General features: G+C 70.0%; 18 protein-coding genes. 5 read left to right on the top strand and 13 right to left on the bottom strand.

All coding sequences use genetic code 11. The annotated features are described in order from the left end of the window. Window positions 1-44 precede the first annotated feature (44 nt). Entirely contained in the window at window positions 45-1,373 is a 1,329-nt protein-coding gene (locus tag OHA77_RS25695; protein ID WP_406312030.1) for an MFS transporter, read from the top strand. A 274-nt stretch (window positions 1,374-1,647) separates the two neighbouring features. Here OHA77_RS25695 and OHA77_RS25690 read toward each other — a convergent pair whose 3' ends face one another. Then, window positions 1,648-3,042: a PLP-dependent aminotransferase family protein gene (locus OHA77_RS25690; RefSeq protein WP_406312029.1), complete on the bottom strand. Its 1,395-nt coding sequence runs from the start codon at window positions 3,040-3,042 to the stop codon at window positions 1,648-1,650. Window positions 3,043-3,222: 180 nt separating this feature from the next. Between OHA77_RS25690 and OHA77_RS25685 the strand changes: the two genes are divergently transcribed. After that, entirely contained in the window at window positions 3,223-4,038 is an 816-nt protein-coding gene (locus OHA77_RS25685; protein WP_406312028.1) for an SGNH/GDSL hydrolase family protein, read from the top strand. Window positions 4,039-4,142: 104 nt separating this feature from the next. Here OHA77_RS25685 and OHA77_RS25680 read toward each other — a convergent pair whose 3' ends face one another. The 3 genes from OHA77_RS25680 to OHA77_RS25670 form a co-directional block, all read right to left on the bottom strand. After that, window positions 4,143-5,510: an RNA-guided endonuclease InsQ/TnpB family protein gene (locus tag OHA77_RS25680; protein WP_406319872.1), complete on the bottom strand. Its 1,368-nt coding sequence runs from the start codon at window positions 5,508-5,510 to the stop codon at window positions 4,143-4,145. Between the two features lie 253 nt (window positions 5,511-5,763). Further along, window positions 5,764-7,743 (bottom strand): glycosyltransferase family 2 protein, encoded by a 1,980-nt coding sequence (locus OHA77_RS25675; RefSeq protein WP_406312027.1) that lies wholly within the window; start codon window positions 7,741-7,743, stop codon window positions 5,764-5,766. 60 nt (window positions 7,744-7,803) lie between these two features. Next, window positions 7,804-8,505 carry a lytic transglycosylase domain-containing protein gene (locus tag OHA77_RS25670; RefSeq protein ID WP_406312026.1) on the bottom strand — a complete coding sequence of 234 codons (702 nt, stop codon included), beginning with the start codon at window positions 8,503-8,505 and terminating at the stop codon, window positions 7,804-7,806. Window positions 8,506-8,829: 324 nt separating this feature from the next. On the opposite strand from OHA77_RS25670, the gene OHA77_RS25665 reads away from it, so the two are divergent. Genes OHA77_RS25665 through OHA77_RS25655 form a run of 3 tightly spaced genes read left to right on the top strand, consistent with a single transcriptional unit; the run spans window position 8,830 to window position 11,482 of the window. After that, complete coding sequence (locus tag OHA77_RS25665) at window positions 8,830-9,504, top strand: response regulator (RefSeq protein ID WP_406312025.1); 675 nt, start codon at window positions 8,830-8,832, stop codon at window positions 9,502-9,504. Next, window positions 9,501-10,907, top strand: a complete 1,407-nt coding sequence (locus tag OHA77_RS25660) for an ATP-binding protein (protein ID WP_326825671.1) — start codon at window positions 9,501-9,503, stop codon at window positions 10,905-10,907. Before OHA77_RS25665 ends, OHA77_RS25660 begins: the two co-directional genes overlap by 4 nt. Further along, window positions 10,904-11,482 carry a hypothetical protein gene (locus tag OHA77_RS25655; RefSeq protein ID WP_326825672.1) on the top strand — a complete coding sequence of 193 codons (579 nt, stop codon included), beginning with the start codon at window positions 10,904-10,906 and terminating at the stop codon, window positions 11,480-11,482. The genes OHA77_RS25660 and OHA77_RS25655 overlap by 4 nt, the downstream gene beginning before the upstream one ends. Before the next feature lie 104 nt (window positions 11,483-11,586). Here OHA77_RS25655 and OHA77_RS25650 read toward each other — a convergent pair whose 3' ends face one another. The 9 genes from OHA77_RS25650 to OHA77_RS25610 form a co-directional block, all read right to left on the bottom strand. Beyond that, complete coding sequence (locus OHA77_RS25650) at window positions 11,587-12,816, bottom strand: PhoH family protein (protein ID WP_326826925.1); 1,230 nt, start codon at window positions 12,814-12,816, stop codon at window positions 11,587-11,589. 336 nt (window positions 12,817-13,152) lie between these two features. Then, entirely contained in the window at window positions 13,153-13,920 is a 768-nt protein-coding gene (locus OHA77_RS25645; RefSeq protein WP_326825673.1) for an isoprenyl transferase, read from the bottom strand. Between the two features lie 80 nt (window positions 13,921-14,000). Beyond that, window positions 14,001-14,480 carry a hypothetical protein gene (locus tag OHA77_RS25640; RefSeq protein ID WP_326825674.1) on the bottom strand — a complete coding sequence of 160 codons (480 nt, stop codon included), beginning with the start codon at window positions 14,478-14,480 and terminating at the stop codon, window positions 14,001-14,003. Between the two features lie 262 nt (window positions 14,481-14,742). Further along, window positions 14,743-15,012, bottom strand: a complete 270-nt coding sequence (locus OHA77_RS25635) for a hypothetical protein (RefSeq protein WP_406312024.1) — start codon at window positions 15,010-15,012, stop codon at window positions 14,743-14,745. A gap of 48 nt (window positions 15,013-15,060) precedes the next feature. Next, a complete protein-coding gene (locus tag OHA77_RS25630; protein ID WP_406312023.1) occupies window positions 15,061-15,537 on the bottom strand; it encodes a hypothetical protein in 477 nt (158 codons plus the stop codon). Beyond that, window positions 15,530-16,342: a DUF692 family multinuclear iron-containing protein gene (locus OHA77_RS25625; protein ID WP_406312022.1), complete on the bottom strand. Its 813-nt coding sequence runs from the start codon at window positions 16,340-16,342 to the stop codon at window positions 15,530-15,532. The genes OHA77_RS25630 and OHA77_RS25625 overlap by 8 nt, the downstream gene beginning before the upstream one ends. 2 nt (window positions 16,343-16,344) lie before the next feature. Beyond that, window positions 16,345-16,473, bottom strand: a complete 129-nt coding sequence (locus OHA77_RS25620) for a hypothetical protein (protein WP_406312021.1) — start codon at window positions 16,471-16,473, stop codon at window positions 16,345-16,347. A gap of 36 nt (window positions 16,474-16,509) precedes the next feature. Then, complete coding sequence (locus OHA77_RS25615) at window positions 16,510-17,499, bottom strand: TIGR04222 domain-containing membrane protein (RefSeq protein WP_406312020.1); 990 nt, start codon at window positions 17,497-17,499, stop codon at window positions 16,510-16,512. A gap of 85 nt (window positions 17,500-17,584) precedes the next feature. After that, window positions 17,585-19,384 (bottom strand): phosphoenolpyruvate carboxykinase (GTP), encoded by a 1,800-nt coding sequence (locus OHA77_RS25610; protein ID WP_406312019.1) that lies wholly within the window; start codon window positions 19,382-19,384, stop codon window positions 17,585-17,587. Window positions 19,385-19,472 lie beyond the last annotated feature (88 nt).

The raw sequence follows: 19,472 nt of genomic DNA, 5'->3' as shown, positions 1-19,472 counted from the left end.
CGTGAGCCGACATCCCCCAACAGCGATACCCATTGGTGAGTGAGATGTCAGAGAAAACACGGACCCCCATCGGCAGGATCGTCGCAGCCAGCCTGATCGGCACGACGATCGAGTGGTACGACTTCTTCCTGTACGGCTCCGCCGCCGCGCTGGTCTTCCCCGCGCTCTTCTTCCCCAAGTCGGATCCCCTCACCGGCACCCTGCTGGCCTTCCTCACCTACGCGATCGGCTTCATCGCCCGCCCACTGGGTGCGCTGGTCTTCGGCCACTACGGTGACCGGCTCGGCCGCAAGAAGCTCCTGGTGATCAGTCTGCTGCTGATGGGCGGCGCGACCTTCCTGATCGGCTGCCTGCCGACCCACGCGGCGATCGGCGCGGCCGCCCCGCTGCTGCTGACCCTGCTCCGGCTCGTCCAGGGCTTCGCGCTCGGCGGAGAATGGGGCGGCGCGGTGCTCATCGTCTCCGAGCACGGCAGCGCGGAACGGCGCGGGTTCTGGGCCTCCTGGCCGCAGTCCGGCGCGCCGGGCGGCAACCTGCTGGCCACCGCGGTCCTCGCGGTGCTGGCCGCCGTCCAGACCGACGAGGCCTTCCAGAGCTGGGGCTGGCGCATCCCGTTCCTGCTCTCCGGCGTCCTGGTGCTGCTCGGCCTGTGGATCCGGCTGTCCATCAGCGAGTCGCCGATCTTCCAGCAGGCCGTCGCCAACGCCGAGCCCGCCCCCAAGATGCCCATCGTGGAGGTCTTCCGCCACCACTGGCGGGACGTGCTCACCGCGATCGGCGCCCGCTTCGCGGAGAACGTCTCCTATTACGTGCTCACCGCGTTCGTCCTGGTCTACGCGACGGAGGCGGCCGGACTGGCGAAGGGGTTCGTGCTCAACGCGGTACTGATCGGATCGGCCGTCCACTTCTTCTCGATCCCGCTGTGGGGCGCGCTCTCCGACCGGCTCGGCCGCCGTCCGGTCTACCTGCTCGGCGCGGCCGGGGTGGGGGTGTGGGCCTTCGCGTTCTTCCCGCTGATCGACACCAGGAGCTTCGCCGCGGTCACCCTGGCGGTGACGGTCGGCCTGGTCCTGCACGGCGCGATGTACGGCCCGCAGGCGGCGTTCTTCTCCGAGCTGTTCGCCACGCGGATGCGCTACTCGGGTGTGTCGATCGGCGCGCAGCTCGCCTCGGTCGTCGCCGGCGGCCTGGCGCCGCTGATCGCGGTCGCCCTGCTGGGCGCCTACGACTCCGCCTTCCCCGTCATGCTCTACGTGGCCGGCGCGGCCGTGCTCACCCTGATCACCGTCTTCGTCTCCCGGGAGACCAGGGGTCGCGACCTCGCCGACCTCACCCGTGTCGCGGACACCGCCCCCGCCTCCAGGGAGTCCTGAACCCGGTCCGCCGGGCCCCGGCGGACGCAACCCCCGAGGGCTCCACGAGGACGTGCAGTTTTCCCAGCTCAACGGCTCCAAGATCGACCTATGGCCGCTTTTCCCCTACCTCGGCCGGACCCGGAGGCGGATCGTCAACCTCGGCGGTCCGAGGCGGACGAGTCCAGTTCGCCTGCTCGCCGGAGGTCCTCGGGGCGGCCTATGGCGCGGCGCGTCCGGATCAGGTCTTTTCGGGAGACGTAGTGAACTTCCAGGCCGCCCGGGCCGACCGCGCTCACGCGTTCTCGGCGTCGATGACCGACAGGAGCCGGGTGAGCCCGTCGTCGATCCGGTCGAGCGGGATGGCGCCGTAGCCGACGACCAGGCCGGGGCGAGACGGGTGTACGGCGAAGTCGGACAGGGGCATCAGGCCGATCCCGGCGTCGCGGGCCCGGCGGGCGACGTCGTGCCGGCCGGCGGGCAGGAAGCCGCTGGTGTGCAGTCCGGCGGCGGAGGTCACCAGGTCGAGCGAGCCGGCCAGGCGCTGGACGACGCGCTGGCGGCGAGCCTCGTACTCGGTTCGCATCCTGCGGATGTGGCGGGCCAGCAGCCCCTCGTCGATGAAACCGGCCAGCGCCGCCTGGCCGGGGATCGGGGTGGTCCAGTCGGTGACGTACTTGGCCGCGCCCAGGGCGGGTAGCAGCGCGGGCGGCGCGACGAGGAAGCCGAGCCGCAACGTCGGCAGCATGACTTTGGAGAATGAGCCGACGTAGAGCACCCGGCCGGACCTGTCCAGGTTCTGCAGCGGCTCGATGGGCCGCCCGCCGTATCTGAACTCGCTGTCGTAGTCGTCCTCGATCACGGCGGCGCCGCGTTCCTCGGCCCAGGCGAGCAGCGCCATCCTGCGGGCCAGCGACATCGGCATGCCCAGCGGGAACTGGTGGGAGGGGGTCACGTAGACCGCGCGGGCGTCGGCGGGCAGCGCGTCCACCACCAGGCCCTCGGCGTCGACCGGCACCGGCGTGACCCGCAGGCCCATCGACTCGAACAACCACCTCGGCGGCGGGTAGCCAGGATCCTCGACGGCCACCCGGTCACCGGGTTCGAGCAGCACCCGGCCGATCAGGTCGAGCGCCTGCTGCGCGCCCGAGGTGACGACGACGGTGTCGGGATCGGCGCGCACCGCGCGGGAGACGCCCACGTGCCTGGCGATGGCCGCGCGCAGCCCGGCGTGGCCGAGCGGGTCGCCGTACATGCCGCTGCCCACGGCCGAGCTGCGCAACTCGCGGGACACCAGCCGGCGCCACGCCTCGTAGGGGAACATCCGGACGTCGGGCAGGCCGGGTCGGAAGTCGTACCGGGGCTGCCGGTCCAGCCCGCCCGGTATGGGGATCCCCTGCCAGACGGCGCGCGGCCGAAGCCTGCCGTGGTCCATCCGGAGACTCGCGGGCGGCAGGGCCTCGGCGTGGACGAAGGTGCCGACACCGATCCGGCCCTCGACGAAGCCCTCGGCGGCCAGCCGGTCGTAGGCGGTGCTCACGGTGTTGCGCGAGACCAGGAGATCCCGGGCCAGCTCGCGGGTGGCGGGCAGCGGCTCACCGTGCCGTAGCCGTCCGTCGAGCACGGCGGCGCGGATCTGCTGGTAGATCTGGCCCGCCAGGTCGGTGCGTCCCTCCAAGCTCACGTGCACGAGGGCAAGTCTAGAGTGGCCCAATCGGTTCGATCGTTCCTGGCCCTGTGACAGGGCCGCTCTCGTTCCTAGGGTGAGCCGCATGGACATTCTCGAACGGCCAGGCGCTGGAGGTCCCCGACGGCGCACCGGTCTACCAGCGACTGGTCGCCCACCTCGGCGCGACCTGTGGTGGACCCCGTGACGGGCTTCGTCGCGCTCGGCGACAGCTTCACCGAAGGGGTCGGGGACCCGCTTCCCGACGGCACGTTCCGCGGTTGGGCGGACCTCGTGGCGGCGGAGCTCGGCTCATCGGGCTTCGGTTACGCGAACCTGGCCGTTCGGGGGCGCAGGTTCGACGACGTCGTCACCCGGCAGGTCGAGACGGCGCTCACGATGGGCCCCTCACTCGTCAGCATCGCCGCGGGCGGCAACGACGCGCTGTGGCGCGGCTTCGACGTGACCGCGATACACGACCGCTTCGACCGGGCGATCGCCCGTCTGCGCGCGTCGGGCGCCGACGTGCTGCTCTTCCGCTTCCCCGACATGAGCGTCAGGCTTCCGCTGCCCCGGCTGCTGCGGCCCCGCATCGTCGCGATGAACGACATGGTCACGCAGGTGGCCGAGCGGCGCGGGGCCTACCTGGCTGACCTGTTCGGCGACCGGGCGTTCGACGACCACGCGCTGTGGAGCGCCGATCGCCTGCACCTCAACTCTCTGGGCCACCGCCGGGCCGCCGACCAGGTACTGGCCGCGCTCGGCCGCGCCGCCCCTCCCGCGCCCCCCTGCGGTCCGCCCGCGACCAGAGCGGCACCGCTCGCCGACCTGCGCTGGACCGCGACGTACCTCGCCCCCTGGCTGCGCCGCCGCTTGACGGGCCGTTCCTCGGGCGACGGGATCCTCCCGAAGCGCCCCACGCTGACGGGCGGATTCGAGTCGCCGTCCGGCCCGCCCCCGGTTCGACGCCCGGCAGCAGTCGGCCCAGCAGCACGCGATTCATCTACAAAATCCCCATGAGGGGATAATCCTCCCTCTCGCCAACATGGTGGGATGCCCTCAAATCGGGTCAGTCTGGTTGCACAGCCTGAATGAGATCACGCCGGATCGGTATGTCCCTTCGGTCATCGGGTGCCCGAGCTCCTCGGGGTCCCGGACGGAGCCGACCGGTACGTGTACCGCAGGGCGTCAGCTCGGCAGTTGACGTCCTCCCCGGCCTGAAGGCCGGGGATTCCTTCCACGCCGCGACACGCGGCGCTCCGGTGGGTTCCTCCTTCATCGGCGTCTGCCACCGCGAGCGGTGGCCTTACGTCGCCTCCACGGGCGTTTAACGTCTCCGCCTCCCGCGGCGTCTCAGCGGCAGGTTTCCGTCCAGCGGCGACGATTCGTCGTCCTTCGGCCAGCACGTTGATCGCCGCGTTCACGTCCCGGTCGTGGGCAGCCCCACACCGGCAGATCCACGACCGGACGTTCAGCGGCATCGAGGTGGCGATGGTCTCGCACGCCGAGCACAGCTTCGACGACGGAAACCAACGGTCGATCTTCGCGAAGGTCCGCCCGTACCGGGCGGCCTTGTACTCCAGCATGGCCACGAACTGCGACCAGCCCGCGTCGTGGACGCTCTTGGCCAGTTTTGTACGGCCGAGGCCGGACACGGCAAGGTCTTCCACGTACACCGCTTGGTTGTCGCGGATGATCCGTGTGGAGAGCCTGTGTGCCCAGTTCCGGCGCGTGTCGGTCACCTTGGCGTGCGCCCTGGCGACCTTCATCCTGGCCTTCTTGCGGTTCGCCGAACCTTTCTCCTTGCGGCTCAGCGCCTTCTGCGCCTTGCGGAGCTTCTTGGCCGCCCGCCGCAGGAAGCGCGGGTTGTCGATCTTCTTGCCGTCGGAGGTGACCGCGAAGTGCGTCAGGCCCAGGTCAATGCCGACCTCGTCCGCGACCTCCGACAAGGGCTCATCGGTGGTCTCGACGACGAACGATGCGAAATACCGGCCTGCCGCGTCCTTGACCACCGTCACCGACGACGGCTCCGACGGCAGGTCGCGCGACCAACGGACCGGTACATCGCCGATCTTCGGCAGGCGCAGTTTCCCGCCCGCCGTGACGGCGAATCGAGCGTTCTTCGTGAACCGGATCGCCTGCCGGTTGTCCTTGCGGGAGCGGAACCGGGGTGATGCGATCTTGCGGCTCTTGCGCTTGCCGGACAGAGAGGCGAAGAAGTTGCGGTATGCGGTGTTGAGGTCGGCGAGCGCCTGCTGCAGCACCACGGCGGAGACATCGCCCAGCCATGCCCGCCCCGGGGTTTTCTTGGCGGCTGTGATGACCCGCTTGGACAGCTCGGCGTCGGAGACGTACGGCAGGCCGCTCTCGCGGGCTTGTTGTCGTGCGCGCAGCCCGTCGTTGAACACCACGCGGGCGCACCCGAACGCGTGGGCCAGCGCGTGGCGCTGGTCGGCGTCCGGGTAGACCCGGTAGTTGTAACGGAGCTGCACGGTAGGCATCGTACGCTCGTTCGGTAACTGAACGTATGGGAATCAGAGCTATCCGTGAACACATCGGCGACCGCGCCAACGCCGCCCACTACCTCGGCGAACCCACCATCGTCGAACGCAACGGCCAACCTTCCGCCGTCCTTGCCTCCTACCAATGGCGGGAACGGCAGCAAAGCCAGAGAGGCCAAGGCCCGGTCGCGCCCCAGCGGGCACTCTCGCGCGGGCCTTCACCCCCGGCCTGAAGGCCGGAGCACTAGCCCGCATTTAGGTAGCGTTGCTGCGCGCTCCGAACCAGCCGGACCGCGCGCCGGGCCCCGGGAATCCGCAGTGCGACGCGCTTGAACAGCGGGTGCCGGGGCTCGGCCGTTCCCGAGGCGGAACTGCGGATCTCCACCCGGCCGCGGCGGCTCATCCCGGCCTTGAAGCGGAGTTCGACCTCCTTGTCGTCCACCCGCAGGAACGGCACCCAGTCCCCCGGAAAGAGGGCGCCGTCACGCCGCGCCAGCCGGATGGGCACCTTGGCGACCAGCCGCCCGGGGTGCTGCCCGGGTACGCCCGGCTCGACCAGGGCGGGCGCGCAGACCTCGCGGTCCGCACGCACCGTGTGGCGGAGCACCAGTTCGGCGGGCGGTCCGCCGCTCGGCGGCACGTACGGCACGGGAACGACGACGAAGACGTGCTCGCGCTGCCGGGTGATCGTCGTCCCCGCCGAGACCAGGACGATCGACTCGGCGAACGAGCGGGGCTCCACGCAGATGCCCAGTTCGCCCCGGTCGGACCACCAGGGGATGACCAGCCGCTTGGAGTAGTCGGCCAGCACGCCGGTGCAGTTCAGCGGGGAGCCGGTCACCCGGGTGCGCACATGGTGGGCTCCGCCGTACATGCGCACGTGGATCTCCCACAGCCCCGGCGGCAGCGGGCGACCGAGTGCCGCGGAGGCGACGTCCAGCCGGGCCGTGCCCGTCACCTGCAGTCTGACCCCGTTGCGGTGGCGCGAGCGCATCATCGAGCAGGCCACCGGGAGGAAGTAGACCAGGCCGGTGTCCTCGTGCCTGACGTAGATCTCGAATCGGGCCCGTGCGGCGGCCTGTGAGACGTCGGCCAGCTCGGGGGTGAGGCGGAGCCCGTCGAGGGGCACGGGCGGCTCCCAGAGCAGTCCGTCCTCGCCGTAGGGCACGAAGCGCGTCGGGGACCCGTCGCCGCACACGATCTCCACGGTGAGCCCCATGATGAACGTGCCGTCCTCCCAGACGACGTTCCGGAGATCGGCCTGCAGCCGGGTGCCGCGCATCGCCTCGGCCAGCAGGACCAGCTGGTCGAGCCGGCCGGCGCGGAGCAGGGCGGCACGGGCGCGCAGGTGAACGGGGAGGTAGTGGTCGAGGCGCGGCGGGAAGCGCTGGACGACAAGCTCCCGCAGGGTCGTGAAGGTGGCCGCCCGTTCCTTGGCGGAGGCGGAGACGAACCGGCCGCCGCCGAGCCGGCGCAGCACCGAGGTGCGGAACCAGTGCGCGTACATCCGGTCGCGCTGGCGTCCCGCGGCGACCTCGACGTCGATGATGTCGAGCAGCTCCCGTAGCTCGGCGCCCCGGACGTAGGGGTTGGCCGACGGTTCGGGCCGCTCGGCGATGTGGCAGCAGACCTGGTCGGCCATGATGGCGATGACCTTGGCCCGCAGGTAGGCCCGGATGGCGAAGGCCTGCTCGGCCAGGTGCCCGCCGAGGTCGGGGAAGCTCAGCGCCTCGGCGTTCAGGAACGTCCTGCGGTAGAGCTTGTGCGGTGTGAGGAGCGAGAGCAGCCGGTCCCTGAAGATGTCGGCGCGCTCCCGGTTGCCCTCGAACACGGTCGAGGGCGGCCCCTGGTCGCTGACCAGGCGCCCGATGAGGATGTCGGCGTCCGTCTCCACCGCCCGCTCGTACATCCGCTCCAGCGCGACCCGCTCCAGGCGGTCCGTCTGCTCCATCAGGTACACGTACTCGCCCTTGGCGATCGCCATACCGATGTTGCGCGCCCGCGCCGGCGAGCCGTCCGGGCCCAGATGGAGCACCCGCACGTTCGGCCGGACCGCCGCGACGGAATCGAGGCGCTGCTGGATTCCGTCGTCCGACCCGTCGTCGGCGAAGATGACCTCGTACTCCTCCGAGGACATCGACTGCTCCAGCACCGAACGGATACACGCGTCGGCGGTATCACCGGGGTTGTGCACCGGCACCACCACGCTGACCTTCACATCCATACGGCCAAGCGTGCGATGCCCGGAGTCGGCCGGCCGCCAGACTTGCCGAGTCCTGGCGTCTCAGTACCAGCCCTTGGCCTGGGAATGGCCCCAGGCACCACATGGCGTGCCGTAGCGGCCCTTGATGTAACCGAGTCCCCACTCGATCTGGGTCGCCGCATTGACCTGCCAGTCATTGCCGGCGCTGGCCATCTTGTGCCCGGGGAGCGACTGGGGGATGCCGTAGGCCCCGCTGTAGCGGTTCATCGCCCGCTCATTCCAGCCGCTCTCCTTCATCCAGAGCTTCTCCAGGCAGCCCCACTGGTCGCTCCAGCCGCGCGCCTCGAGCATCTGCTTGCCCAGGGCCTTGTTGCCGGTCGGGTTGGCGGTGCCCGGCGGGAGTGCCTGCGGGTCGAATCCGCCGCCGCCGGGTGCCTCCTTGGGGATCACGATCGGGTCCAGCGCCTTGCGCTTGCCGCGCTGGGCCGCCAGCTTGTCGGCCTTGAGCTTCTGGGCCGCATGGGCCTTGAGGACGTCGGCCTCGGGGTCGGGTCCGAACGGGTCGCCGCCGAGCATCTTCGACAGCTCGTCCAGGCCGAGGGCCTGGGTCGGCGGAGCGGCGGCGTTCTGGATCGCGGTGTAGACGGTGAAGCCTCCGCCTCCCACCAGGACCACGGCCGTGGTGCCGAGGATGACGGCGCGCTTGGGGGTCAGCCAGCCCTGCTTCCTGGCCCTGGGCGGCTTGGCCGTACGGCGGGGGCGGGGAGCTGAGCGCTCCTTCAAGTGCGGCGGTCCTGAACTCACGACCTATGAGCTTGCCGTGGACAGGGGGGTGGTCCGCAACCTGAACGGAGGAGTTGATTGGTGTTCCCCGGCCCATCCGCCGAGTTTTTTACCGCCTACTGGCTGGTTACATGGACTTTCATGATATTTGTTGAGATGGATGTGACTTTCATCACATTGACATGAGAGGACCGCCCCGCGTGCCCCTGTGCCGAGGGGAGCTCCCCCTTCAGGCTTCCATCGCCCTATTCGGTTCTTGTCCGGCTCACGTCACAGTTTTGTGACGGAGTGGGCATTAACGGACATTGCCAGAATAATGTCCGCGTGGCCGGCATCCTCCTCGTTGAAGACGATCCCTCGGTCCGGACCGGACTCGCGCTGGCACTGTCCCGCCAAGGCCACTCCGTGACCTCCTACGACACCGGCGAGGAAGCACTCGCCCACATCCGGGACCGCCGACCCGAGATCGTCGTCCTGGACGTCATGCTCCCCGGAATCGACGGGGTCGAGGTGTGCCGCCGCATCCGCAAGCTGGACCAGCTGCCGGTGATACTGCTCACCGCCAGGGGCGACGACCTCGACGTGGTCGTGGGGCTGGAGGCGGGAGCGGACGACTACGTGATCAAGCCGGTCGAGCCGCGCGTGCTGGACGCCCGGATCCGCGCCGTCCTGCGCCGGGTGGAGTCGGTCGCCTCCGACCGCGTCACCTTCGGCGACCTGGTCATCGACCGGGGAGCGCTCAAGGTGTCACTGGCCGGGAGGGAGGTCCACCTGACCCCCACCGAGCTGCGGCTCCTGCTCGAGTTGGTCCGCCACCCCGGCCAGGTCCTCACCCGCAGATACCTGCTGCGGGCCGTCTGGGACCACACCCACATCGCCGACTCCCGGCTGGTGGACGCCTGCGTCCAGCGGGTCCGCGCCAAGATCGAATCGGTGCCCGCCGAACCCGATTTCATCCATACCGTCCGCGGGTTCGGCTACCGGTTCAGCCCTCCGTGAAGCGGGCCTACACCGGACTGCGCGGCCGTCTGGTCATCACCTTCACCCTGATCGCGGTGACGGCCTCGGCGCTGGTCGCGGGGATCGGCTACGAGCTCGTCAAACGCCGGGTGATCGACCTCGCGGAGAAGGTGGCGGTGAGCGAGGTGCGCGACACCCTGGAAGGGATCAGAGTGCCCATCGGCGCGCTCTGGCCGGGAGACAGCCCGCCGACCGACGCGCAGATCAGCACGTTGCAGAAGAGCCTGCGCCTGCGGAACGGCGGGGTGGTGGTCCGCTACGAGACCTACATCTACCCCGACGGCGAGTTCAGCATGAGCGACGTCCCCGCCGACCTCGACTCCGGCGCCACCCGGCGGATGGTGACCAAGCGGCAGACGATCGACGGGAGGATGTGGCTGATCATCGGTACCCCCGTATGGCGGATAGAGCCCATCCACACAGCCCAGCCCACCGGGATGACCGTCTTCGTGTTCGTCCCCCTCGCCGCCGAGGAACAGCTCCTGAGCGACCTGCGGCAGCCGCTGGCGGCGGCCGGGGCCATCATGCTGGTCATCGCGCTCGCCTTCGCCCTGGTGTCGGCCCAGCGGGTGCTGCTGCCCGTCCGGCGACTCGGTTCGGCGGCCCGGGCGCTCGGTGCCGGCCGCCTGGACACCCGCCTGCCGGTGCGCGGCCAGGACGAACTGGCCGAGCTCACCGCCACGTTCAACGACACCGCGGCCGCCCTGGAGCGGAGCGTGGCCGAACTGCGCTCGCTGGAGGCGATGTCCCGCCGGTTCGTCGCCGACGTCTCGCACGAGCTCAGGACCCCGCTGACCGCGATGACCGCGGTGACCGACATGCTCTCCGAAGAGGCCGACCGGCTGCCCCCGGAGCCGGCGACGGCCGTACGGCTGGTGCTGCGGGAGATCAAACGGTTGCGGACCCTGGTGGAGCAGCTCATCGAGGCGAGCCGGTTCGACTCGGGCACCGCCACGCTGCACGTGGACACGGTGAACGTCGCCGACGCGATCCAGGACTGCCTGGAGCTGCGCGGCTGGACGGAGCAGGTGCAGGTGAACGTGCCGCAGGGGCTGGCCTTCTCCGTCGACCCGCTGCGCTTCGACGTGATCCTGGCGAACCTGGTGGGCAACGCCCTGCGCCACGGCGAACCCCCCGTCGTGGTGACCGTCCACAGCACCCCGACCGGCATGGAGGTGAAGGTGCGCGACCACGGCAAGGGCATCCCGCCGAAGGACCTGCCCCATGTGTTCAACCGCTTCTACAAGGCCGGCGCCCGCGGCGACGGAAGCGGCCTCGGCCTCTCCATCGCACGGGCGAACGCCCGCCTGCACGGCGGCGGCATCTCGGTGCGCCCGCAGAGCCCGGGCACGCTCTTCACGGTTCGGTTGCCCTCGGCATGAGGCCGCACCGCAGGGCCGCGGCCGGCTTCGGCAGACGGCTCATGTGCCTGCTCACGGCCGCCCTGACCCTGTCCGGGTGCGGGATCGCCCCCACCGGCGTCCAGGACGAGGGCCGTCCACCGGTGATCAGCTACAGTCCCACGTGGGTGACGGTCTACCTGCTCCACGACGGCCGGCTGAAGCCCGTCAGCATCCCGGTGGCCTCCGACTCCGCCAAGAACATCGTCGCCACCCTGTTCCGGGCCGGGAAGGTGCCGCCGGAACCGGAGCTGAGCAGCGCGCTCAACTCCTTCAGCCATTACGACACCGAGACCACCCGATACTCGGACGTCCTCCAGCGCAACGAGCCCGGTGACAGTCTGGGGTACCGGCTGAACGTGCTCATCACGGGCGCGAACGAGCTCAGCCGGCAGGGACTCGCCCAGATCACCTGCACCATCAGGCAGAACAAGCAGGGGAGCATCTGGAGCGTCGAGGTCACCCGGCTGTTCCCGGGCCCTCCGAAGTCGCTCGGGGAGCACACCTGCTTCGAGTTCCGCGACCTCGCGGCCGAAGGTGTCCGGCTCCCCCCGTGAGGCTTCTTCCCGAGGTCTGTCCCCGTCAGCGGCCCTGACGGGGACAGATTCCGGCGGCTATCGAGGCACGGGCCGACCTTCCGGCTTCCAGACCGGAGGGGAGGTCAGATCGTGACGTCCTCCAGCATCTCGGTGACCAGGGCGGCGATCGGCGAGCGCTCCGAGCGGGTCAGGGTGACGTGCGCGAACAGCGGGTGGCCCTTGAGCTTCTCCACCACGGCCACCACCCCGTCGTGCCTGCCGACCCGGAGGTTGTCGCGCTGGGCGACGTCGTGGGTGAGCACGACCCGGGAGTTGGCCCCGATCCGGCTCAGCACCGTCAGGAGCACGCCCCGCTCCAGCGACTGCGCCTCGTCCACGATCACGAAGGCGTCGTGCAGGGATCGGCCGCGGATGTGGGTGAGCGGGAGGACCTCCAGCATGCCCCTGTCCATGACCTCCTCGATCACCTCGGGCGTGGTGACCGCGCCCAGGGTGTCGTAGACGGCCTGCGCCCACGGGCCCATCTTCTCGTTCTCGGAACCGGGCAGGTAGCCCAGGTCCTGACCGCCCACGGCGTACAGCGGGCGGAAGACGATGACCTTGCGGTGCTGGCGGCGCTCCAGGACGGCTTCCAGGCCCGCGCAGAGGGCCAGGGCGGACTTGCCGGTGCCCGCCCGGCCGCCCATCGACACGATGCCGACCTCGGGGTCCATCAGGAGGTCGAGCGCGATGCGCTGTTCGGCGGAACGGCCGTGCAGGCCGAACACCTCCCGGTCGCCGCGGACCAGCCGCACCGACTTGTCGGGCAGCACCCGGCCCAGCGCCGAACCGCGGCTGGACAGCAGCCGCAGGCCCGTGTGGGTGGGCAGGTCACGGGCGTCGGCCAGGTCGGCGGTGCCGTGCTCGAAGAGCGTCTCGACGTCTTCGTCGGTCACCTGGAGTTCGGCCATGCCGGTCCAGCCGGACTCGACCACCAGCTCGGCGCGGTATTCCTCCGCGGCGAGACCGATGGAGGCGGCCTTGACACGCAGCGGCAGGTCCTTGGAGACCAGCACCACGTCGCGCCCCTCCGCCGCGAGGGTCCGCGCCACGGTGAGGATGCGGGTGTCGTTGTCGCCGAGCCGGAAGCCGACGGGCAGGATCGATGGGTCACTGTGGTTGAGTTCGACCCGTAGGCTGCCCTCGCCTATCGGCATGGGCTCGTCCAGGCGCCCGTGTGTCACCCGCAGGTCGTCGAGGTACCTCAGCGCCTTGCGCGCGAAGTATCCGAGCTCTGGATGATGGCGTTTGCCCTCCAACTCGGTGATGACGACGATCGGGAGGACGACCTCGTGCTCGGCGAAGCGGCTCATCGCCGCTGGATCCGCCAGCAGTACCGAGGTGTCCAGGACGTACGTACGCCGGCTGGTGACCGGCGACGTGGGTGAGGACGAAGGGTTTGCCACGCGTTCTCCCCCGGGCGCCATGGGGGGCGCCCTGCCATGAGCTGGGATGCGGACCGGGCTCGGACCCCCCACTCGCGACCTGCCGAGGAGATACCGGTGCCCGGCCCTCCTTGGCAGTGATGACGCAAAGGCGGGCCCTCTCCGGAGTAGGCGGGCTGTGTCCGCCTACTTGTTACGGTACGTCCTGAATACCCAGCTTCCAAAGGGACATGCCTGTCCCAAAGGGGGTGTTCATGTGGTGTTTCAGTTTCCGTACCGTCGGTGCCGCGCGGCGTACGAACGGAGAGCCCGCAAGAAGTCGACCCTGCGGAAGTCAGGCCAGTAGGCCTCGCAGAAGTAGAACTCGGAGTGGGCGCTCTGCCAGAGCAGGAATCCGGAGAGACGCTGCTCTCCCGAGGTCCGGATGACGAGATCCGGGTCGGGCTGGCCGCGCGTGTAGAGATGCTCCGCGATGTGCTCCACATCGAGGACCTCGACCAGGTCTTCGATGCTCGCGCCCTTGCTGGCGTGCTCCTGGAGAAGGGAGCGCACCGCATCAGCGATCTCACGCCTTCCTCCATACCCAACAGCAACGTTCACAATCAAACCCGGACGGTGTGATGTTGCTTCTTTTGCATTTTTCAGGACATGAGCCGTGTGATCGGGCAGAAGATCAAGCGCGCCCATGGGCCTGATGTGCCATCCGTCGGCGACGAGCTCCTGGACCAGGTCCTCAATGATCTTCACCAGGAGGTCCAGCTCGTCCTTGGGCCGGTTGATGTTGTCGTTGGACAGCAGCCATACGGTGACGACCTCGACGCCCGCCTCGCGGCACCAGCCCAGGAGCTCGAAGATCTTGTCCGCGCCCTTGCGATGCCCCCGGCTGACGTCGTCGAGACCCATCGAGCGCGCCCAGCGCCGGTTGCCGTCCACGATGACGCCGACGTGCCTGGGAGCCATCTCCTTCTGACGGGACAGCTTCGTCTCCAGCCGTCGCTCGTACAGCCGGTAGACGAGATCGCGCACGCCCATTGGAGTCCCTCCCCCCAACGCCCACCGTCGAAGGGCGCTGACAGGCAATTATCGCCGCACTGAGGACCTCTCCGCCCCGTCTATCGGGTTCTGGTTGAGTTGCCTGACTTCTCCGGCGCCAGGCACTCCTCCGCCTCGGTGATGAGCGCCTCCACGAAAGCCGCCAGCTCAGCCGAGGTGAGAACGGCCCGCAGGCCCACTCCACCGCCGCCTCCCCAGGCCTCCACGAAAGCCCTTCTGGTCAGCCGCCACTCGCCTGCGGCTCCGCGCCGGGCGGGGGTCCAGATCGGGATGGTACGCAGTTGACATCGGAGTTCGCCCCCGCTGACGACCCCGTTCCTGGTCCGATAACGAAAGGCGAACAGTTCTTCCTCGTCGGGAAACCGGTCGTCGGGGTCGGACCACCGCGCGCCGTGGTCGGCGCGGGCCCTGGCGACACCCCGGGCGAGCCGGACGAGGAGCCAGCCGCACCGCTCCCCGACCGTTCCGTAGAGCGTGCCGTCACGGTGGAGTTCGAGCGTGACCTCGTACGGCAGGCCGACGCTGTCACAGCACGCCACCGGCGTAACGGTCAGATACGACCCATCAAGACAACGCAGTCCCCCCACCTCAGAGAGGGTATCCCCGGCACAGCCTGCTAAAACGTCCCTAACGCCAGCTCTGTCCGCGCCACCCGGACGGCCGGCCCCGTTGTCCGCACCCCGTCCTCGGCCCCGAAGCGGCACAGGGCGCGCGGAAAGCGGGCGACCGCACCGTCCGGGGGTCGAACCCAGCGAGGTCGGCGCGCCCGGGGGGCCGGCGGAGGCCCGCACGGGACAGGCCTCACTCACCGCCACCGCCGCCGTCGCCACCGCCGCCGCAACCGCCACCGTCGCCGCCGTCGTAACCGCCACCGCTGTAACCGCCGCCGTCATAGCCGTGGCCTGTCACCGATCGCGAAGTGCGCTTCTTCTTGCGGGCATCGAGGGAACGCCTCTGGGCACTGAGGGAACGCTTCGCCGGTCTCTCCGCGAACCTCAGCACCCTCAGCACGGTCAGGCTCGCCACCCCCAGCATGACGAGGGCGACCACGGCGATCAGAACAGGCATCATGTCAACCTCCGAAGTCCCGGTTGCCAACCCGGGAGTCTGCCAGACGGCTCACTCCCGGAACCCATCGGAACTCCCGGTACCGGTGGGACGGACGGCGCCCGCGAGAGATCTCAGGACCTTCGGGAACCGGGACCACCGACGGGGCACGGCGGGCGGCGCCGGCGCCGGCTCCGGTTGCAGGCGGCCCGCCTCCCGGAGCCGGTCGGCGAAGTCGCGGGCGTCGGCGCGTGATCCACCGGACGGCTTGGGACGGCCCCGCGCGTACTCCTCGAACTCCCGGGCGAAGTCGCCGCCGAGCAGCGCGACCAGATCCGGCCGGAGCCGGGCCACCGTCCCGCGCCGCTTGGAGATCAGGCTGGCGGCCTGGATCCGCAGCCGTTCCGCGTCGAACCCGGGCGGCGCCTCGCCTCCGGCGACCAGGGCGGCCAGCAGCCCCGCCTGGGCATCGGCCAGCGCCTCCCGGGCGCCTTCGCCGGGCCCGGTCCCGTCCTGGCTCCGCTCGGGCGGAACGTGGCGCTCAGACACGGGCCATCGCGCCGCGGATCCGGCCGAGTTCCGCGCCGAGCTCCGCGTCGCTGGGATAGTCGTCGTCCCATTCGAGCAGCACGCCGGGCGGGTCGACCCGGGCGCAGAGCTCGGACAGGATGTCCAGCACCGCGTCGGGGACGTGGGCGGTGTGGGTGTCGTGCCAGACGCCGTGCAGGGAGTGTCCACCGGCGACGTGCACGTAGGCGAGCTCGGACAGCGGCAGGCCGTCCAGCGCGGCGGTGGCCGACAGGCCCAGGTTGACCTGGTTGGTGTAGAGGTTGGCCACGTCGACCAGGAGCTTGACCCCGGTCATCTCCACCAGCTCGCCGAGGAACCGCGCCTCGGTCATCTCGTCCTCCGGCCAGCCGAACAGGGCCGCCACGTTCTCCAGGGCGAGGGGGACGGGAAGCGCCTCCTGTGCCCGCCGTACGTTCTCGGCGATCACCGACAGCGCGGCCCTGGTGCGCGGGACCGGGAGGAGGTGCCCGGCCTCCATGTCGCCCGCCCGCACGAAGGCCAGATGCTCGCTGACCAGCGGCGCGTCCAGTGCCCGCGCGCAGGCCGCCAGGTGCGCCAGCCTGGCGGAGTCCGGCGGCTCGGCGCCGCCCACGCCCAGCCCGACACCGTGCGGGATCACCGGCACGCCCCGGGATCGGAGCACCCGCAGCGACTCCGGGAGCCGGTCGGGGTGCACGTTCTCGGCGACGACCTCGACGAAGTCGACGCCGGGCAGGCGTTCCACCGTCAGGTCGATCTCCGGGCGCCAGCCGATCCCCACGCCCAGCGACACGGATCCGGACATCCTCACGCTCCCTTTCCGATCACCGGCACGGGCCGCTCGGGCACCGTCACGGCTCTCCGGGCCACCACACCCACCGCCGGGAACCGCTCGGACACCGTCACGGCCTCCTCGATCACGACTTCCCCGACCATGGCTTCCCGATCACGGTTTCCCCGGCCACGGACCGCTCAGCCGCCCCCGCCACCGCATCCGCCCCCGCCGCAGCTCGACCCGCCACCGCAGCTCGACCCGCCGCCCGAGTCACCGCCGCCCGAGTCGCCGCCGCCCCAGCCTCCGGAGCCGAAATCGCCGCCGCCGCCGAAGGAGGAGGAGGAGTCGCCCGAACCGGAGGAGCCGCCCCCGCAGGAGCCGGCGGCACAGCTCGTGGAGCTCTGCGAGGAGGTGTGCTTCAGCTCCTCCTCCAAGCCCGGGTCGCCGAGCTCGCCCAGACCGTACAGGGCGACCGGGACGCCGACCGCGAAGGCCAGATCCGGAGCCAGTGGGCGGGCGCCGCGCACATGGGTCTTACGGGCGGAGTCGAGCACGTCGTAGCCCGCCTTGGTGAGGACCCCGCGCAGCGCGCGCCGCTGCCCGAAGTAGCTGAACAGGCCGTTGGCCGCCGCGACGATCGCGGCCAGCACCGTCACCATGCCGAGGAACTCGGAGTCGGCAGCGGGCAGGACGAAGCCGACCAGGAAGACGACGGCGATCACGGTGAGGACCAGCAGCCGGTTCAGCAGCGACTTGGCCCTGGCGAGCGCGCCGTCGGGCACCAGCAGGCCCAGGTCCGTCAGGCGGTGCCGCAGACCGCTCATGGCCGGGCCGTCGGCCACCGTACGGCGGAGCTCCCCGGCCGAGCACGGACCGCCCCGGGCGTGGAGCGCGTCGAGAACGGCCTGCTCGATCGGCTCGGGAGACGACGGGGCGCCGCGTACGAGGCTGACCTGGCCGCCCCGCGACACCCGGACGCCCCCGCCCCTGGCGAGTATGCCGAGGGCGGTGTTGACCGTCCGCAGCGGGCCACCGGACAGGTAGGCGAGCTCGTAGGGGCTCAGCCCGCCTCCGCGACGGCCGGCCACGGCCGAGCGGACCCGGCGCTGCTCGCTGCGGACTCCCGTGGCCGTGGCGTTGACGGTGAAGACGAGAACAACGGCCACGACGAACAGTACGACTTCCATGTCCGCCTCCGGGAGAAAAGCGGGGCGTGTGCCCCGTTGTCATGTAGACGCACGGGGCAGCACGAAGGTTTCGCCCGGACCGTCTTTAGTTCAGACGCTCGACCAGCGCCTCGTACTCGTCCCAGAGTTCCTTGGGAAGGTGGTCGCCGAAGGTCTCGAAGAAGGCCGGGATCAGCGACGCCTCCTCCTTCCAGACCTCCTTGTCCACGCTCAGCAGCGTCCGCAGGTCGTCGGCGGAGATGTCGAGTCCCTCGGTGTGGAGTTCGGCGGGGAGCAGGCCGATCGGGGTCCGCACCGCCTCCGCCCTGCCGTTGAGACGATCGACGATCCACTTGAGGACGCGGCTGTTCTCGCCGAAGCCGGGCCAGATGAACGTACCCTCGGCGTTCTTGCGGAACCAGTTCACGTAGTAGATGCGCGGCAGCCGGACGTTCTCGCGCTGACCGATCTTGACCCAGTGGGCGAAGTAGTCGCCCATGTTGTAGCCGCAGAACGGCAGCATCGCGAACGGGTCGCGGCGCAGCTCGCCGACCTTGCCCTCGGCCGCGGCGGTCTTCTCCGAGGCGATGTTGGCTCCGGTGAAGACACCGTGCTGCCAGCTCAGCGTCTCGGTCACCAGGGGGACCGCGGTGGCGCGGCGTCCACCGAACAGGATCGCCGAGATCGGCACACCCTTGGGGTCCTGCCACTCGGGGGCGATCGTCGGGCACTGCGCGGCGGGCACCGTGAAACGGGCGTTGGGGTGCGCGGCGGGTTCCTCTCCGCCCGGGGTCCAGGGGCGGCCCTTCCAGTCGGTCAGGTGCGCCGGAGGCTCGTCGGTGAGTCCCTCCCACCACACGTCGCCGTCGTCGGTGAGAGCGACGTTGGTGAAGATGCTGTTGCCCCAGAGCGTCTTGACCGCATTGGCGTTGGTGGTCTCGCCGGTGCCGGGCGCCACGCCGAAGAAGCCGGCTTCGGGGTTGATGGCGTACAGGCGGCCGTCGGCCCCGAACCGCATCCAGGCGATGTCGTCGCCGACCGTCTCGACCTTCCAGCCCGGGATGGTCGGCTGGAGCATGGCCAGGTTGGTCTTGCCGCAGGCGCTGGGGAACGCCGCCGCGACGTAGCGGGTCTCCCCGGACGGCGGGGTGAGCTTGAGGATGAGCATGTGCTCGGCCAGCCAGCCCTCGTCGCGGGCCATCGTGCTGGCGATGCGCAGCGCGTAGCACTTCTTGCCGAGCAGCGCGTTGCCGCCGTAGCCCGACCCGTAGGACCAGATCTCCCGGGTCTCGGGGAAGTGGCTGATGTACTTGGTGGAGTTGCACGGCCACGGCACGTCGTCCTGACCGGGTTCGAGCGGGGCACCGACCGAGTGGACGGCCTTCACGTAGTCACGGCGCTCCTCGATGAGCCGGAGCGCCGCCTCACCCATGCGCGTCATGATCCGCATGGAGACGACCACGTACGGCGAGTCGGTGATCTCCACGCCGAGCTGGGAGATGTCGCCGCCCAGCGGGCCCATGCAGAACGGCACGACGTACATGGTGCGACCGCGCATGCTGCCCTTGAAGATCTTGCCGAAGGTACGGCGCATCTCGGCGGGGGCGATCCAGTTGTTGGTCGGCCCGGCGTCCTGCTCCCGCTCGGAGCAGATGTAGGTCCGGTCCTCGACGCGTGCGACGTCGCTCGGGTCCGAGGCGGCGTAGAAGCTGTTCTGACGTTTGGCCAGGCGCTTGAACGTTCCCTGCTCCACCAGCAGGTTCGTCAGGCGCGTCCATTCGGCCTCCGAACCGTCACACCATTCGATCCGGTCGGGCTGGGTCAGATCGGCGATCTCCTTGACCCATGCGTCGAGCTCCGCGTGGCTGGTCGGGCTGAGAGCGGTTACGTCTGCGATAACGGACACTGCTGGGCTCCTTACACTTCTCAGGGCCAAAACATCATTGACTGAAAAACCGCATTCAATCCAATTGGCTTAGACCAGTGAATGCGTT

The sequence above is a fragment of the Streptosporangium sp. NBC_01639 genome (assembly GCF_045209755.1).
Taxonomy (GTDB): Bacteria; Actinomycetota; Actinomycetes; order Streptosporangiales; family Streptosporangiaceae; genus Streptosporangium.
The sequence above is the reverse complement of the archived record's forward strand: the minus strand, read 5'-3'. Positions and strand labels throughout refer to the sequence as shown.

Bases quoted from the DNA above. Each gene is read 5' to 3' on its own strand.
- OHA77_RS25695 (WP_406312030.1), top strand. From the start codon at position 45: ATGTCAGAGAAAACACGGACCCCCATCGGCAGGATCGTCGCAGCCAGC.
- OHA77_RS25675 (WP_406312027.1), bottom strand. From the start codon at position 7,743: ATGGATGTGAAGGTCAGCGTGGTGGTGCCGGTGCACAACCCCGGTGAT.
- OHA77_RS25655 (WP_326825672.1), top strand. From the start codon at position 10,904: ATGAGGCCGCACCGCAGGGCCGCGGCCGGCTTCGGCAGACGGCTCATG.
- OHA77_RS25650 (WP_326826925.1), bottom strand. From the start codon at position 12,816: ATGAGCCGCTTCGCCGAGCACGAGGTCGTCCTCCCGATCGTCGTCATC.
- OHA77_RS25645 (WP_326825673.1), bottom strand. From the start codon at position 13,920: ATGGGCGTGCGCGATCTCGTCTACCGGCTGTACGAGCGACGGCTGGAG.
- OHA77_RS25635 (WP_406312024.1), bottom strand. From the start codon at position 15,012: ATGATGCCTGTTCTGATCGCCGTGGTCGCCCTCGTCATGCTGGGGGTG.
- OHA77_RS25625 (WP_406312022.1), bottom strand. From the start codon at position 16,342: ATGTCCGGATCCGTGTCGCTGGGCGTGGGGATCGGCTGGCGCCCGGAG.
- OHA77_RS25620 (WP_406312021.1), bottom strand. From the start codon at position 16,473: ATGGTCGGGGAAGTCGTGATCGAGGAGGCCGTGACGGTGTCCGAGCGG.
- OHA77_RS25615 (WP_406312020.1), bottom strand. From the start codon at position 17,499: ATGGAAGTCGTACTGTTCGTCGTGGCCGTTGTTCTCGTCTTCACCGTC.